The 14,395-nt window shown below is 59.6% G+C and carries 11 protein-coding genes; 8 read left to right on the top strand and 3 right to left on the bottom strand.

Annotated features, from left to right (window positions below; genetic code table 11):
* The first annotated feature begins 27 nt into the window (after window positions 1-27).
* From ABDX87_RS08210 to pcaD, 5 genes are all read left to right on the top strand, one after another.
* The gene (locus tag ABDX87_RS08210; RefSeq protein ID WP_346832430.1) at window positions 28-885 is read left to right on the top strand and encodes a CoA transferase subunit A; all 858 of its coding nucleotides are present in this window, start codon (window positions 28-30) and stop codon (window positions 883-885) included.
* Window positions 885-1,664, top strand: coding sequence for a CoA-transferase subunit beta (locus ABDX87_RS08205; protein ID WP_431061215.1), 780 nt, complete (start codon window positions 885-887; stop codon window positions 1,662-1,664). The genes ABDX87_RS08210 and ABDX87_RS08205 overlap by 1 nt, the downstream gene beginning before the upstream one ends.
* A complete protein-coding gene (gene pcaF, locus ABDX87_RS08200) occupies window positions 1,661-2,863 on the top strand; it encodes a 3-oxoadipyl-CoA thiolase (RefSeq protein ID WP_346832429.1) in 1,203 nt (400 codons plus the stop codon). Before ABDX87_RS08205 ends, pcaF begins: the two co-directional genes overlap by 4 nt.
* Window positions 2,864-3,051: 188 nt before the next feature.
* Window positions 3,052-4,341: an MFS family transporter gene (locus ABDX87_RS08195; RefSeq protein ID WP_346832428.1), complete on the top strand. Its 1,290-nt coding sequence runs from the start codon at window positions 3,052-3,054 to the stop codon at window positions 4,339-4,341.
* Window positions 4,342-4,427: 86 nt separating this feature from the next.
* Entirely contained in the window at window positions 4,428-5,216 is a 789-nt protein-coding gene (pcaD, locus tag ABDX87_RS08190) for a 3-oxoadipate enol-lactonase (RefSeq protein WP_346832427.1), read from the top strand.
* Window positions 5,217-5,936: 720 nt separating this feature from the next.
* On the opposite strand, the gene ABDX87_RS08185 is transcribed toward pcaD, so the two are convergent.
* From ABDX87_RS08185 to ABDX87_RS08175, 3 genes are read right to left on the bottom strand one after another with little or no spacing between them, the layout of a single operon-like run.
* Window positions 5,937-7,403 (bottom strand): AdeC/AdeK/OprM family multidrug efflux complex outer membrane factor, encoded by a 1,467-nt coding sequence (locus tag ABDX87_RS08185; protein WP_346832426.1) that lies wholly within the window; start codon window positions 7,401-7,403, stop codon window positions 5,937-5,939.
* Window positions 7,400-10,534, bottom strand: coding sequence for an efflux RND transporter permease subunit (locus ABDX87_RS08180; RefSeq protein WP_346832425.1), 3,135 nt, complete (start codon window positions 10,532-10,534; stop codon window positions 7,400-7,402). Before ABDX87_RS08180 ends, ABDX87_RS08185 begins: the two co-directional genes overlap by 4 nt.
* Before the next feature lie 3 nt (window positions 10,535-10,537).
* Window positions 10,538-11,698: an efflux RND transporter periplasmic adaptor subunit gene (locus tag ABDX87_RS08175; protein WP_346832424.1), complete on the bottom strand. Its 1,161-nt coding sequence runs from the start codon at window positions 11,696-11,698 to the stop codon at window positions 10,538-10,540.
* A 253-nt stretch (window positions 11,699-11,951) separates the two neighbouring features.
* Here ABDX87_RS08175 and ABDX87_RS08170 point away from each other — a divergent pair, with 253 nt between their 5' ends.
* From ABDX87_RS08170 to ABDX87_RS08160, 3 genes are all read left to right on the top strand, one after another.
* Window positions 11,952-12,614, top strand: coding sequence for a TetR family transcriptional regulator (locus tag ABDX87_RS08170; protein ID WP_346832423.1), 663 nt, complete (start codon window positions 11,952-11,954; stop codon window positions 12,612-12,614).
* A 459-nt stretch (window positions 12,615-13,073) separates the two neighbouring features.
* On the top strand, window positions 13,074-13,715 hold the full coding sequence (locus ABDX87_RS08165; RefSeq protein ID WP_431061244.1) for a CoA transferase subunit A: 642 nt from the start codon (window positions 13,074-13,076) through the stop codon (window positions 13,713-13,715).
* Window position 13,716: 1 nt separating this feature from the next.
* Complete coding sequence (locus tag ABDX87_RS08160) at window positions 13,717-14,349, top strand: CoA transferase subunit B (RefSeq protein WP_346832421.1); 633 nt, start codon at window positions 13,717-13,719, stop codon at window positions 14,347-14,349.
* Window positions 14,350-14,395 lie beyond the last annotated feature (46 nt).

Here is a 14,395-nt window from a genome sequence, read left to right as displayed (position 1 = left end):
TCGAGATTTTTGAACCTGGAGCACCCCATGGCTGAAATTCTTTCCCTGCACGATGCCGTGAAGCAATTCGTCAACGATGGCGACACCGTTGCGCTGGAAGGCTTCACCCATCTGATTCCTACCGCCGCCGGTCATGAAATCATTCGTCAGAAGAAGAAAGACCTGACGCTGGTTCGCATGACGCCGGACCTGATCTACGACCAGTTGATCGGTTCGGGCTGTGCGAAAAAGCTGATCTTTTCGTGGGGTGGCAACCCAGGTGTCGGCTCGTTGCACCGCCTGCGCGATGCCGTTGAAAAACAGTGGCCGCAGCCAATGGAAATTGAAGAGCACAGCCACGCGGACCTGGCCAACGCTTACGTGGCGGGTGCTTCGGGCTTGCCGTTCGCGGTCCTGCGCGCTTACGCCGGCTCTGACCTGCCGAAGGTCAACCCACTGATCAAGTCGGTGACCTGTCCGTTCACCGGCGAAGTGCTGGCCGCCGTGCCCGCAGTGCGTCCTGACGTCACCGTGATCCACGCGCAGAAAGCGGACCGCAAAGGCAACGTGCTGCTGTGGGGCATTCTCGGCGTGCAGAAAGAAGCGGCGCTGTCGGCCAAGCGTTGCATTGTTACCGTTGAGGAAATCGTCGATGACCTCAAAGCCCCAATGAACGCCTGCGTACTGCCGACCTGGGCCCTTAGCGCGGTCTGCGTCGTACCGGGTGGGGCACACCCTTCTTACGCTCACGGCTATTACGAGCGCGACAACCGTTTCTATCAGGCGTGGGACGCGATCGGTCGTGACCGTGAGGCGTTTACGGCATGGATCGACGAATACATCCACGGCACCCGCGACTTCAGTGAGTTCCAGAGCAAGCTGGCCCGCGCTTCGGAGGCAAAATAATGACGTACACCACCAGTGAAATGATGACCGTGGCCGCTGCCCGTCGCTTGAAAAACGGCTCTGTCTGCTTCGTCGGTATCGGGCTGCCTTCCAAGGCTGCCAACCTGGCGCGCCTGACTTCGTCACCTGACGTTGTGCTGATTTACGAGTCCGGTCCGATTGGCGCCAAGCCTGACGTTCTCCCGCTGTCCATCGGCGACGGCGAGCTGGCCGAAACCGCAGACACTGTGGTGTCCACCAGCGAAATCTTCCGTTACTGGCTGCAAGGCGGCCGCGTCGATGTGGGTTTCCTCGGTGCGGCTCAGGTCGACCGTTTCGGCAACATCAACACTACGGTGGTCGGTGATTACCACAACCCGAAAGTGCGCTTGCCGGGAGCCGGTGGTGCGCCGGAGATCGCCGGTTCCGCGAAGGAAGTGCTGATCATCCTCAAGCAATCTTCCCGTGCGTTCGTTAACAAGCTGGACTTCATGACCTCCGTCGGCCATGGCGAAGGCGGCGATTCTCGCAAACGCCTCGGCCTGCCCGGCGCAGGTCCCGTCGGCATCATCACCGACCTGTGCATCATGGAGCCAGAAGCAGGCACCAACGAGTTTGTCGTGACGACGCTGCACCCGGGCGTGACCCGCGAGCAAGTGATCGCGGCCACCGGTTGGGAATTGCGTTTTGCGGAAAACGTAGTGGTTTCCGAAGAGCCAAGCGAATACGAGCTGAGCGCCTTGCGTGACCTGGAAGCGCGTACGGCTGCCGCTCATGGCCAGGCGCCGGGAGAAGCATGATGCGTGACGTCTTTATCTGCGATGCCATTCGCACTCCGATCGGCCGCTTCGGCGGCGCGCTGGCGACCGTCCGAGCGGACGATCTGGCCGCTCTGCCGATCAAAGCCTTGATGGAGCGCAATCCATCGGTGAACTGGAACGAGGTCGACGAAGTGTTCCTCGGTTGCGCGAATCAGGCGGGCGAGGACAACCGTAACGTCGCGCGCATGGCGGCGTTGCTGGCCGGATTGCCGGAAACCGTCCCCGGCGTCACCCTCAATCGCCTCTGCGCGTCTGGCCTGGACGCAGTGGGCACCGCCTTCCGCGCCATCGCCTGTGGCGAAATGGAGCTGGCGATAGCCGGTGGCGTCGAGTCGATGTCCCGTGCGCCGTTCGTGATGGGTAAGGCTGACACGGCCTTCGGTCGCGGTCAGAAGCTGGAAGACACCACTCTGGGCTGGCGCTTCGTCAACCCGCAGATGAAAGACCAGTACGGCGTCGAAACCATGCCGCAGACCGGCGACAACGTCGCCGAGGACTTCAAGGTGTCCCGAGAAGATCAGGACGCTTTCGCGCTGCGCAGTCAGCAACGGACCGCCGCCGCGCAGGCTTCGGGGTTCTTTGCCGAAGAAATCGTGCCGGTGCGGATTGCTCACAAGAAAGGCGAAACCATCGTCGATCAGGATGAACATCCGCGTGCGGACACCAGTTTGGAAGGGTTGGCCAAATTGAAGCCGGTCAATGGTGCCGGCAAGACCGTGACTGCCGGTAACGCGGCCGGTCTGAACGACGGCGCTGTTGCGCTGATCCTGGCATCAGCCGAGGCGGTCAAAAAACACGGCCTGACCCCACGCGCCCGTGTCTTGGGCATGGCCAGTGCGGGCGTCTTGCCCCGCGTCATGGGCATCGGTCCGGTTCCGGCGGTGCGCAAGCTGGTCGAGCGTCTGGGCCTGGCCGTTTTAGATTTTGACGTCATTGAACTCAACGAAGCCTTCGCCAGCCAAGGCCTGGCGGTCATGCGTGAACTCGGCATCGCCGACGACTCGCCCAAGGTCAACCCGAACGGTGGTGCCATTTCCCTAGGCCACCCGTTGGGCATGAGCGGGGCGCGCCTGGTGCTGACAGCGTTGCATCAATTGGAGAAAACCGGCGGCAGCAAGGGATTGGTCACCATGTGCGTCGGCGTGGGACAGGGTCTGGCCTTGGTAATAGAACGATAAGCGACACCTGACGAGTCCAACTACCCGAGCCATCGGCTGCCTCCACGAACAGGCAACTCGATGGCTTGGGTGGTTGTCCTTGTGATGTCGAAGTGTTACTGCTTAAGTCCAAGTGTTGCAGACTATGTCGTAGACTGGCCGTTGAAGGCTCGAACGGGCTGGTACTTATAAAAACTGGGGAAACAATAATGACAACGACTCACTACACCGGAGAAGAAAGGAGCAAACGGATTTTTGCGATTGTGGGCGCCTCTTCAGGCAACCTCGTGGAATGGTTCGACTTCTATGTCTACGCCTTCTGCGCCATCTATTTCGCACCGGCCTTCTTCCCGTCTGACGACCCGACCGTGCAACTGCTCAACACCGCAGGCGTATTCGCGGCGGGCTTCCTGATGCGTCCTATCGGTGGCTGGCTGTTTGGCCGCGTCGCCGACAAGCATGGCCGCAAAAACTCAATGATGATTTCGGTCCTTATGATGTGCGCCGGTTCGCTGGTGATCGCCTGCTTGCCGACCTACGCCTCAATCGGTGCCTGGGCGCCATTTCTGCTGCTGGTCGCGCGCCTGTTTCAGGGCCTGTCGGTCGGGGGCGAATACGGCACCACGGCGACGTACATGAGTGAGGTCGCGCTGCGGGGGCAGCGTGGTTTCTTCGCGTCCTTCCAGTACGTGACGCTGATTGGCGGTCAATTGCTGGCAGTCCTGACCGTGGTCATCCTGCAACAGTTTCTCAATGCCGATGAGCTGAAAGCCTACGGCTGGCGGATTCCATTCGTGGTCGGCGCCGTGGCTGCCGTCATCTCGCTGTTGCTGCGTCGCTCGCTGAAAGAGACCACCACTGCCGACGTGCGTCAGGACAAGGACGCGGGCAGCATCGCCGCGCTGTTCCGTGACCACAAAGCCGCGTTCATTACCGTGCTGGGTTACACCGCCGGCGGCTCGCTGATTTTCTACACCTTTACCACGTACATGCAGAAATACCTGGTGAACACCGTTCACATGGACCCCAAGGTCGCCAGCTACATCATGACCGGCGCGCTGTTCCTGTACATGTGCATGCAGCCGGTGTTCGGCGCATTGGCGGACAAGATCGGTCGTCGTGCGTCGATGCTGTGGTTCGGTGCGCTGGGCACGATCTGCACCGTGCCGTTGCTGATGACCCTGAAAACCACCACCAGTCCGGTCCTGGCGTTCGTCCTGATCACCCTGGCGCTGGCGATCGTCAGCTTCTACACCTCGATCAGCGGCCTGGTCAAAGCCGAAATGTTCCCGGTGCATGTCCGTGCATTGGGCGTGGGCCTGGCGTACGCCGTTGCCAACGCCATCTTCGGCGGTTCGGCGGAGTTCGTGGCACTGAGCTTCAAGAACATGGGGTCGGAAAACATCTTCTACTGGTACGTGACGGCCATGATGGCGATTGCCTTCCTCTTCAGCCTGCGTCTGCCGAAGAAGCCGGTATACCTGCACGAAGACCACTGATTCATCCGCGCGCGCCTGCGATCAGGCGCGCGTCATCCATACTCCTCAATGATTTTCTCGCAAGTGCTCGATAAAAAGGAGCTGCTATGGCATTCGTACAACTTGAAGACGGTGAAATGTATTACGAGGTCGAGGGACCCGCTGGCGCTCCGGTGCTGGTGCTGTCCAACTCGCTGGGCACCGATCTGCACATGTGGGACGCGCAGATCGACGCATTCAAGAAGTCCTTTCGGGTGGTGCGTTATGACACCCGTGGCCATGGCAGGTCTCTTGTCACTCACGGCCCTTACACGATTGAGCGGCTAGGGCGCGACGTGCTGGCGCTGCTTGATGCCCTGAAGGTCAAACGCGCGCATTTCTGTGGGCTGTCGATGGGCGGGCTGATCGGTCAGTGGCTGGGCATTCATGCCAATGATCGTCTGGATAAGCTGGTCCTGTGTAACACCGCCGCGAAGATCGGCGGTCCTGAAATGTGGGGGCCGCGGATCGAGATGGTGGAGAAGGGTGGTGCTCAGGCGATGAAGGAATTGGGCGCCGGTGCGGTAGGGCGTTGGTTCACGCCGGAGTTTGCCCGCGATCACGCGGATAAGGTCACGCCGGTGACGGACGTGCTGGCCAACACTTCTCCGCTGGGCTATGCGGCGTGTTGTGCGGCGGTGCGTGATGCTGATTTTCGTAAGCAGCTTGGGTCTATTACGGTGGATACGCTGATTATCTGTGGCAGTCATGATGCGGTGACGACGGTGGCTGACGGGCATTATTTGCAGAATCATATCCATGGTTCGCAGTTGTCTGATTACTACGCGGCGCATCTGTCGAGTGTTGAGTTGGGGGAGACGTTTACGTGGAGGGTGACGGAGTTTTTGTTGGGATGAATCGGATTTAGCGTCGTGTGCAGATCCATTGTCTTGGGTGACACTGGCAGTGGTTCTGCCTAACGGCAGAAGCGTTCCGCCTTAGGCGAGTTACTTGAAAAGACACCAAGTAACCAAGTGTCTGCTCCCGGCTAGGCCCGACTTCGTCGGGTACCCGCACTCCGACGACGCTCCGTGGGGCCGCACTCGGACGATCTGCCGGGAACCGGCAGCAAATCCGATGCATGCGGTGTATCAGGTACGACCGAACGCTCATCGCTTCCTTGATTGTTGCATCAATCCTCTGCGCTGCATTCTTAACTGTAGGAGCGTGGCTGGTCCCGCGATCTGCCGGGGACCGGCAGCAAGTCTTAAGCACGCGGAGTGTCAGGCATTATCCAGTCTCCTGGATTCGCTACCGCTGCGCGGTAGATCGCGGGACAAGCCACGCTCCTACAAGAGTTACGTCATCCGATGCTTTTTTGATCGTTCCCACGCTCCGTGTGGTAACGCAGCGGCTGACGCTCTGCGTCACGTGGACGCAGAGCGTCCTGGCAGGCATTCCCACGCAGAGCGTTGGAACGATCCTGGAAGGCTCATTGCATCTTGATCCGTGCATCAATCGTCCGCACGCCGCACTGCAGGAGCGCGCTTGCCCTGGCCAATATCCGCACGATCCAACCGCTAAAAAAGCCCATAAAAAAACCCACCAAACGGTGGGTTTTCTCATGAAGCAAAAAATCAGAACATCCGCATGGCCGGCACATCACCCGAAGTCGGCTGTTTCTGGCCGTTCTGGGTCTGCTCATACCAACCGCCGCCCAGCGCGCGGTACAGATTCACCTCGCTGGACAACTGCGACAGACGATCCGTGATCAACGACTGCTGCGCACTGAACAACTGACGCTGCGCGTCGAGGAAGGTCAGGTTGCTGTCGATCCCGATGCGGTAACGGCGCTCAGCCAGACGGTAGTAGTCCTGGTTGGCAGCCACGAAGTCGTTCTGCGCCTTGAGCTGATCGGTGAAGGTCTTGCGCGCGGCCAGACCGTCGGAGACTTCCTGGAACCCTGTCTGAATCGCCTTCTCGTAGTTGGCGATGCCAATGTCCTTCTGGATCTTGGAGTAATCCAGACTGGCTCGCAGGCTACCCGCGTTGAAGATCGGCAGATTGATCTTCGGCGTGAACAGCCAGGTGCCCGAACCGCCTTTGAACAGACCGCTCAGGTCGCCACTCGCCGTACCTGCACTGGCCGTCAGGCTGATGCTCGGGAAGAACGCGGCGCGGGCGGCACCGATGTTGGCGTTGGCGGCTTTCAGGCTGTGTTCGGCCTGGAGGATATCCGGACGACGTTGCAGCAGCTCGGAAGGCAGACCGGCCGGCATCTCGTTGAGCATGTCAGCGCTCAACGGTTGCGGGGCCGGCAAGTTGGCTGGCAATCCGGTGCCCAGCAGCAGGACGAGGTTGTTCTCGTCCTGAGCGACCAGACGCTGGTATTGAGCCAGCTTGACGCGGGCGCTTTCCACCGAGGTGCGCGACTGCGCCAGATCCAGGGCCGACGCCACGCCGACTTCGTTGCTGCGGGAGGTCAGGCGCAGGCTTTCTTCAAACGCACCCAGAGTGTCTTGAGTCAGCTTGAGCAATTCCTTGTCCGCCTGCCAGGTCAGGTAAGCGTTGGCGACGTTGGCCACCAGGCTGATCTGCGTGCTGCGACGAGCTTCTTCGCTGGCAAAGTAAGTTTCGAGGGCTTGCTCGCTCAGGCTGCGCACGCGACCGAACAGGTCCAGTTCATAAGCACTGACACCCAGACCCACCGAATACTGACTGGTGATGCCTGCCTGGCCGGTTTGCGAAAGATCCCCCGGTACGCGTTGACGCGTGCCGGTGGCATCCGCGCTCACGGCCGGGTACAGGTCCGCACGCTGGATGCGGTACTGCGCCCGATACGCGTCGATGTTCAGGGCCGCGACACGCAGGTCGCGGTTGTTCACCAGCGCCGTCTGAATCAACTGTTGCAGGGCCGGGTCATGGAAGAACTGACGCCAGCCTTGCTCGGCAGCGGCCTGGTTGGGCGCATCGGCCGGCGAATACGCCGGACCTTGCGGGTACTGGGCGGCCACTGGTGCTGCAGGCTGCTTGTAATCGGGGATCAACGAGCAGCCGCTAAGAATGAACGCGGTAACTGCCAGAGAGATCAGGGACTTGCTCATTGGCCAGCCTCATCGTGTGGGGTGTGTTTCTGTTTGCTCTTGAACAGCGAGGATACCGAAACGAAGAACAGAGGTACCCAGAAGATCGCCAGGATCACGGCGGTGATCATACCGCCGATCACGCCAGTACCGATCGAATGTTGGCTGCCTGCACCTGCACCCGAGGAAATCGCCAGGGGCACTACGCCGAGGATGAACGCCATCGACGTCATGACGATTGGCCGCAGACGCATCCGGCATGCCTCGATGGTCGCTTCAACCAGACCTTTGCCCTGCTCATGGAGTTCCTTGGCGAACTCGACGATAAGAATGGCGTTTTTCGCCGCCAGACCCACGGTTACCAGCAAGCCCACCTGGAAGAACACGTCGTTGGACAGGCCCCGCAGACTGGTTGCCATCAGTGCACCGATCACGCCCAGCGGGATAACCAGAATGACCGCGATCGGAATCGACCAGCTTTCATACAGGGCCGCAAGGCAGAGGAAGACCACCAGAATCGACAGCGCATACAGCGCTGGGGCCTGAGAACCGGACAGACGCTCCTCGTAAGACAGACCTGTCCACGAGATGCCGATGCCTGCAGGCAGTTTCTTGGCCAGTTGCTCGACCTCGGCCATCGCCTCACCGGTGCTGTAGCCTGGCGCCGGAGTACCCAGTACTTCCTCGGCCGGAACACCGTTATAGCGCGACAGTTTTGGCGAACCGAACACCCACTCGCCGGTGGCGAACGAGGCAAACGGCACCATCTCCCCTGCGGTGTTGCGCACGTACCATTTCTTCAGGTCTTCAGGCTTCATCCGCGCGTTGGGTTGACCCTGCACGTACACCTTTTTAACCCGGCCGCGGTCGATGAAGTCGTTGACGTAGTTACCACCGAACGCCACCGAGAGTGTGGTGTTGATGTCCGAGAGGCTGACACCCAGTGCCTGGGCACGCTCGTCATCGATGACCAACTGATACTGCGGCTCATCGTTCAGACCGTTGGGCCGCACGCCCGCCAGTATCTTGCTTTGTGCTGCCATGCCGAGCAGTTGGTTACGCGCTTCCATCAGCTTGGCGTGGCCCACACCGCCCTGATCCTGGAGGTACACGTCGAAACCGGTGGCGTTACCCAGTTCCAGTACGGCAGGCGGTACGACGGCGAATGTCATCGCATCGCGGAATCCAAAGAAATGCTGCTGAGCACGCTTGGCAAGCTCGAACACGCTGTTGGACGCGTCACGGTCTTCCCACGGTTTGAGCATGATGAACGCAAGACCCGAGCTCTGGCCGCGACCCGCGAAGTTGAACCCGTTGACCGTGAACACCGAGTTAACCGCACTGGACTCTTGCTCCAGCAGGTATTTGCGCATGTTGTCGATCACCACTTGGGTGCGTTCGGCTGTGGAGCCGGGCGGCGTCTGAACCTGGGCAAAGATAACGCCCTGGTCTTCTTCCGGCAGGAACGCGCTCGGGATGCGTGTGAACATCCAGACGGTGCCGCAGATGATCAGCAGGTAAACCAGATAAGCCGGGATCTTGTGCTTGATCATGTTCCCGACGCCGCGCTCGTAGCTCAGTACGCTGCGGTCGAACGTGCGGTTGAACCAGCCAAAGAATCCACGTTTCGGTTGCCCGTGTTTTTCATGGTCAATGGGCTTGAGCATGGTCGAGCACAAGGCAGGGGTGAAGATCAGCGCAACCAGCACCGACAGGGCCATGGCCGAGACAATGGTGATCGAGAACTGCCGGTAAATCACACCGGTGGAGCCGCCGAAGAAAGCCATCGGCAGCAGTACCGCCGAGAGAACGAGTGCAATACCGACCAGTGCACCCTGGATCTGCTCCATGGACTTGATGGTGGCCTCACGCGGGGACAGCTTGTCTTCCGCCATCACCCGTTCGACGTTTTCCACCACCACGATGGCATCGTCCACCAGCAAGCCGATGGCCAGAATCATGCCGAACATGGTCAGGGTGTTGATGGTGAAACCCGCTGCGGCGAGGATGCCGAAGGTACCCAGCAATACCACCGGAACCGTCAGTGTCGTGATGACAGTTGCGCGGAAGTTCTGCAGGAACAGGTACATCACCAGGAAGACCAGCACGATTGCTTCACCGAGGGTGTGAACAACCCCGGAGATCGACTCGGTCACCACCGGCGTGGTGTCGTACGGGTAGACGACTTTCATGCCTGGCGGGAAGAAGGGTTCCAGTTGCGAAATGGTCGCGCGGATCGCCTTGGCGGTGTCCAGTGCGTTCGCACCGGTTGCCAGCTTGATCGCAAGACCGGAAGCCGGTTTGCCGTTGAACTGCGCGTCGATGCTGTAGTTCTCGCCGCCCAGACCGACTGTACCAACGTCCTTCACACGAACTTGCGAACCGTCCTGATTGACCTTGAGCAGGATATTGCCGAACTGCTCGGCAGTTTGCAGACGGGTCTTGCCGATGATGGTCGCGTTCAGTTGCTGACCCTTGAGCGCAGGCAGGCCACCGAGTTGGCCGGAGGAAACCTGTACGTTCTGGGCACTGATTGCGGTTTTCACATCGACGGGCGTCAGCTGAAAGTTATTCAGCTTGGCCGGATCGAGCCAGATACGCATCGCATACTGCGCACCGAACACCTGGAAGTCGCCCACACCGGAGGTACGGGAGATCGGGTCCTGCATGTTCGATACGATGTAGTTGGACAAGTCTTCCTTGGCCATGCTGCCGTCTTCCGACACCAGACCCACAACCATCAGGAAGTTTTTAACCGCCTTGGTGACACGGATACCTTGCTGCTGCACTTCTTGGGGCAGCAGTGGGGTCGCCAGGTTGAGCTTGTTCTGGACCTGAACCTGCGCGATGTCCGGGTTGGTGCCCTGGTTGAACGTCGCGGTGATGGTCATGCTGCCGTCGGAGTTACTTTCCGAGGCGACATATCGCAGGTTGTCGATACCATTGAGCTGTTGCTCGATCACCTGAACCACGGTGTCCTGCACGGTTTGCGCGTTCGCACCCGGGTAGGTGACCTGAATCGCGATGGCCGGCGGAGCGATGGCGGGGTATTGGTTGATCGGCAGCTTGAGGATCGAGAGCGTCCCCACCAGCATGATCACGAGGGCGATTACCCACGCGAAAATGGGCCGGTCGATAAAAAATTTCGACATGAATTACTCCCCTTTACTGCCTGCGGCTGGATCAGTCGCCGGGGCAGTGGCCGGGTTGGCTGCCTTGACGTTGGTGGCTTCGGCGACTTTCACCTGCGCACCCGGTTTCACATACTGCAGACCTTCGGTGATCACACGATCGCCAGCGTTCAAGCCTTTCTCGACGAGCCAGTCGCTGCCGATGGTGCGGTTGGCAACCAGCGTGCGGCTTTCAACCTTGTTGTCCTGGTTGACGATCAGCGCAGTCGGCGTGCCTTTAAGATCTCGGGTAATGCCTTGCTGAGGCACCAGAATTGCGTTGGCTGCAACACCGGCCTGCAGGCGTGCATGAACGAACATGCCCGGCAGCAACGTGTGGTCCGGGTTTTGGAACACGGCGCGCAGTGTCACCGAGCCTGTGGTCTCGTCAACTGACACTTCCGAGAACTCAAGTTTGCCGTCTATCGGATAAACACTACCGTCTTCCAGCACCAATTTGACCTTCGCCGCGTTGTCGCCCGCTTTCTGCAACTGACCGCTTTCCAGTTCACGACGCAGTTTGAGCATGTCGACCGAAGACTGCGTGACGTCGACGTAGATTGGATCAAGCTGCTGAATGGTTGCCATGGCGTCTGCCTGGGCACTGCTGACCAATGCGCCCTCGGTCACCGACGAACGACCGATACGGCCGGAGATCGGTGCATAAACCTTGGTGTAGCGCACATTGATTTCGGCAGTCTGTACGGCGGCCTGGGCTTCCCGTGCGGAGCCGACAGCGGTGTCGTATTCCTGACGGCTGACGGCTTGCTCGTTGATCAGCTGCTTATAGCGGTTGGCCAGCGAATTGGCCGACTGATAGGTCGCCTTGGCGCTGTCCAGATTCGCCTGATAGATCGACGGATCGATCTGGTACAGCTGCTGGCCTGCTTTGACGTCAGCACCTTCGGTGAATAGACGCTTGAGGATGATCCCGTTGACCTGCGGACGAACTTCAGCGACCCGGAACGCAGTGGTCCGGCCCGGCAACTCGGTGGTCAGGGTGTAGGCCTGCGTTTTCAGAGTGACGACGCCGACCTGAGGAGGCGGTGGTGCCGCGGCCGCTTCTTCCTTTTTACTGCATCCGCTGAGCAGCGATGCCAGGGCGACGGCAGTGACCAGTACGGTAACAGCTGGCTTGAATTGCATGAAGATCCTCGGGTCAGGAGCCTGAGCTCATGAGAAGTGAAATGGGCGTAAAAAGTCTTCCGGCTGGATAAGTAGCAAGCTAATGAATATACTTACGTTCACGGTTGTTTGTAAACACCCATGACTGCGACACACGAACGCAGCAAGGGGATCGATTGTAGGTCCGGGACAAGGCATTACAAAGGCCGTCCGGCATGCTGTTCAGGCCACTCGAGCCGAGAGCCTGAAGCATTTTCATTGAGGTTTTACTGCCATGGTCCGACGCACGAAAGAAGAAGCTCAGGAAACCCGCAGGCAGATTCTTGAAGCTGCCGAGCAAGCGTTTTTCGAGCGTGGCGTGGCTCGCACGACCCTGGCGGATATCGCAGCCCTGGCGGGCGTGACCCGTGGAGCGATCTATTGGCACTTCAGCAACAAGGCCGATCTGGTGCAGGCGATGCTGGACAGCCTGCATGAGCCGCTGGAAGAAATGGCCCGAGCCAGTGAAAGTGCGGATGAACTGGATCCGCTGGGCTGGACGCGTAAGCTTCTGGTTCATTTGTTTCAGCAAGTTGCAATGGACCCGAAAACCCGCCGCATCAATGAAATTCTGTTTCATAAATTCGAATTCACCGATGAAATGTGTGACATGCGGCGTCAGCGTCAATTCGTCTGGCTCGATGCCAACGAACGGATTGCCCTGGCCTTGAGCAACGCTTCTCGCCAAGGGCAGCTACCCGCAGATCTGAACCCTCAGCGAGGGGCCATTTGCCTGCATGCGTATATTCACGGCATTCTCGGACAGTGGTTGCTGGTGCCCGACAGCTTTCCGCTGTTCCATGACGCTGAACGCCTGGTTGATACCGTCCTGGATATGCTCCGTTACAGCCCCGCCTTGCGCGACTCGTCCACAGGATCTGGCGATCCCCGCGTTTGAAATACTTTCTTTGCGCGCGTTAGACGTACTGCTTTTATATAAGGGCTGAAAGCCGCACGGATCGTGCTCTCCAGAGAACCGACTATAACCTTGTGGCGCTTAGCCTGCATCTATACATACGTTCAAGCGGATTGAACAGACGGTTTACCCAGCCTTTACCTAAATCCCCTGGCGCATTCAGCAACGCGACAGGCGGCCGGTCCGTGGGCGCCAGATCTTGCCCATCGCGCCCATTCATCGGGCACCTCTGCGAGGGTCCTCTACACTCAAATCGCGCTGCGTGTTGCAACGGTGTGGCGCATGGGTGCGCAGACCTCCCAGCGTATTCCGGGGTGTGCGACGAGAGTATGCCTGTCGCTGTTGGCCCTGTTGCCAACAGCGGCGACTTTCGAGGATCAACCATTGAACAAACTCTTTTCCACCGCCGACGCCGCCTTGCAGGGGCTCGTCGAGGACGGCATGACTCTGGCCGTTGGCGGTTTTGGTCTGTGCGGTATTCCTGAGGCGTTGATTGCTGCATTACGCGACACCGGCAAGCGCGACCTGACTGTGATCAGCAACAACGCGGGCGTCGATGGTTTCGGCTTGGGGCAACTGCTGGCGACCCGTCAGATTCGCAAAATGATTTCGTCGTACGTGGGCGAGAACAAGGAGTTCGAGCGTCAGTACCTCGCAGGCGAGCTGGAACTGGAATTCACCCCGCAAGGGACGCTGGCCGAGAAGCTTCGCGCTGGCGGGGCGGGTATTCCGGCGTTCTTCACCCGAACGGGGTATGGAACGTTGGTGGCCGAAGGCAAGGAAACCCGAGAATTCGACGGCGAGTGGTACGTGATGGAGCGCTCGCTGCGCGCCGACGTCGCGCTGGTCAAGGCCTGGAAGGCCGACACATCGGGCAACCTGCTGTTCAACAAAACCGCGCGCAACTTCAACCCGCTGGCCGCCATGGCGGCGAAAGTCTGCGTGGTCGAGGTGGAGGAAATCGTCGAGACCGGCGCGCTGGACCCTGACCAGATTCATTTGCCGGGCATTTATGTGAAACGTCTGGTGCTTAACGCCGCGTCGGAAAAACGCATCGAACAACGCACCGTGAGGAGCGCCTGACATGGCCTGGACACGTGAAGAAATGGCGCATCGTGCTGCGCAGGAGTTGCAGGACGGTTTCTACGTCAACCTCGGCATCGGTCTTCCGACGCTGGTCGCCAATTACATTCCCGACGGCATGGACGTCTGGCTGCAGAGTGAAAACGGCTTGCTCGGCATCGGCCCGTTTCCGAGGGAAAACGAGGTCGACCCGGACCTTATCAACGCGGGCAAGCAAACGATCACCACGTTGCCTGGCAGCAGCTTTTTCAACAGCGCCGATTCGTTTGCGATGATTCGTGGCGGTCACATCAACCTGTCGATCCTGGGCGCCATGCAGGTGTCGCAAACCGGTGACCTGGCGAACTGGATGATCCCCGGCAAGATGGTCAAGGGGATGGGCGGCGCGATGGATCTGGTGGCAGGTGTCAAGCGCGTCGTGGTCTTGATGGAACATACGGCCAAAGGCGGGACCCATAAGCTGCTGGAGCAATGCGACCTGCCGTTGACCGGCGTCGGTGTGGTGGACCGGATCATCACTGACCTGGGCGTGCTGGACATCACCGAGCAGGGCTTGCAGCTGGTTGAACTCGCCTCGGGAGTGACCTTCGAGCAGATTCAGGAAGCGACCGGGTGCAAGGTGATTGCTGCGTGAGCCTGGGGTGGCCCGGGTGAAGGGATGGCGGCTGAACCAACGCATC

The sequence above is a fragment of the Pseudomonas abietaniphila genome (assembly GCF_039697315.1).
GTDB classification, from domain to species: Bacteria; Pseudomonadota; Gammaproteobacteria; order Pseudomonadales; family Pseudomonadaceae; genus Aquipseudomonas; species Aquipseudomonas abietaniphila_B.
Note: the sequence above shows the minus strand (reverse complement) of the source record. Positions and strands in the feature narration are given on the sequence as shown.

What these genes read in the sequence shown, in the direction of transcription:
- ABDX87_RS08210 (WP_346832430.1), top strand. Translation starts at nt 28, where the DNA reads ATGGCTGAAATTCTTTCCCTGCACGATGCCGTGAAGCAATTCGTCAAC.
- ABDX87_RS08205 (WP_431061215.1), top strand. Translation starts at nt 885, where the DNA reads ATGACGTACACCACCAGTGAAATGATGACCGTGGCCGCTGCCCGTCGC.
- pcaF (WP_346832429.1), top strand. Translation starts at nt 1,661, where the DNA reads ATGATGCGTGACGTCTTTATCTGCGATGCCATTCGCACTCCGATCGGC.
- ABDX87_RS08195 (WP_346832428.1), top strand. Translation starts at nt 3,052, where the DNA reads ATGACAACGACTCACTACACCGGAGAAGAAAGGAGCAAACGGATTTTT.
- pcaD (WP_346832427.1), top strand. Translation starts at nt 4,428, where the DNA reads ATGGCATTCGTACAACTTGAAGACGGTGAAATGTATTACGAGGTCGAG.
- ABDX87_RS08185 (WP_346832426.1), bottom strand. Translation starts at nt 7,403, where the DNA reads ATGAGCAAGTCCCTGATCTCTCTGGCAGTTACCGCGTTCATTCTTAGC.
- ABDX87_RS08180 (WP_346832425.1), bottom strand. Translation starts at nt 10,534, where the DNA reads ATGTCGAAATTTTTTATCGACCGGCCCATTTTCGCGTGGGTAATCGCC.
- ABDX87_RS08175 (WP_346832424.1), bottom strand. Translation starts at nt 11,698, where the DNA reads ATGCAATTCAAGCCAGCTGTTACCGTACTGGTCACTGCCGTCGCCCTG.
- ABDX87_RS08170 (WP_346832423.1), top strand. Translation starts at nt 11,952, where the DNA reads ATGGTCCGACGCACGAAAGAAGAAGCTCAGGAAACCCGCAGGCAGATT.
- ABDX87_RS08165 (WP_431061244.1), top strand. Translation starts at nt 13,074, where the DNA reads ATGACTCTGGCCGTTGGCGGTTTTGGTCTGTGCGGTATTCCTGAGGCG.
- ABDX87_RS08160 (WP_346832421.1), top strand. Translation starts at nt 13,717, where the DNA reads ATGGCCTGGACACGTGAAGAAATGGCGCATCGTGCTGCGCAGGAGTTG.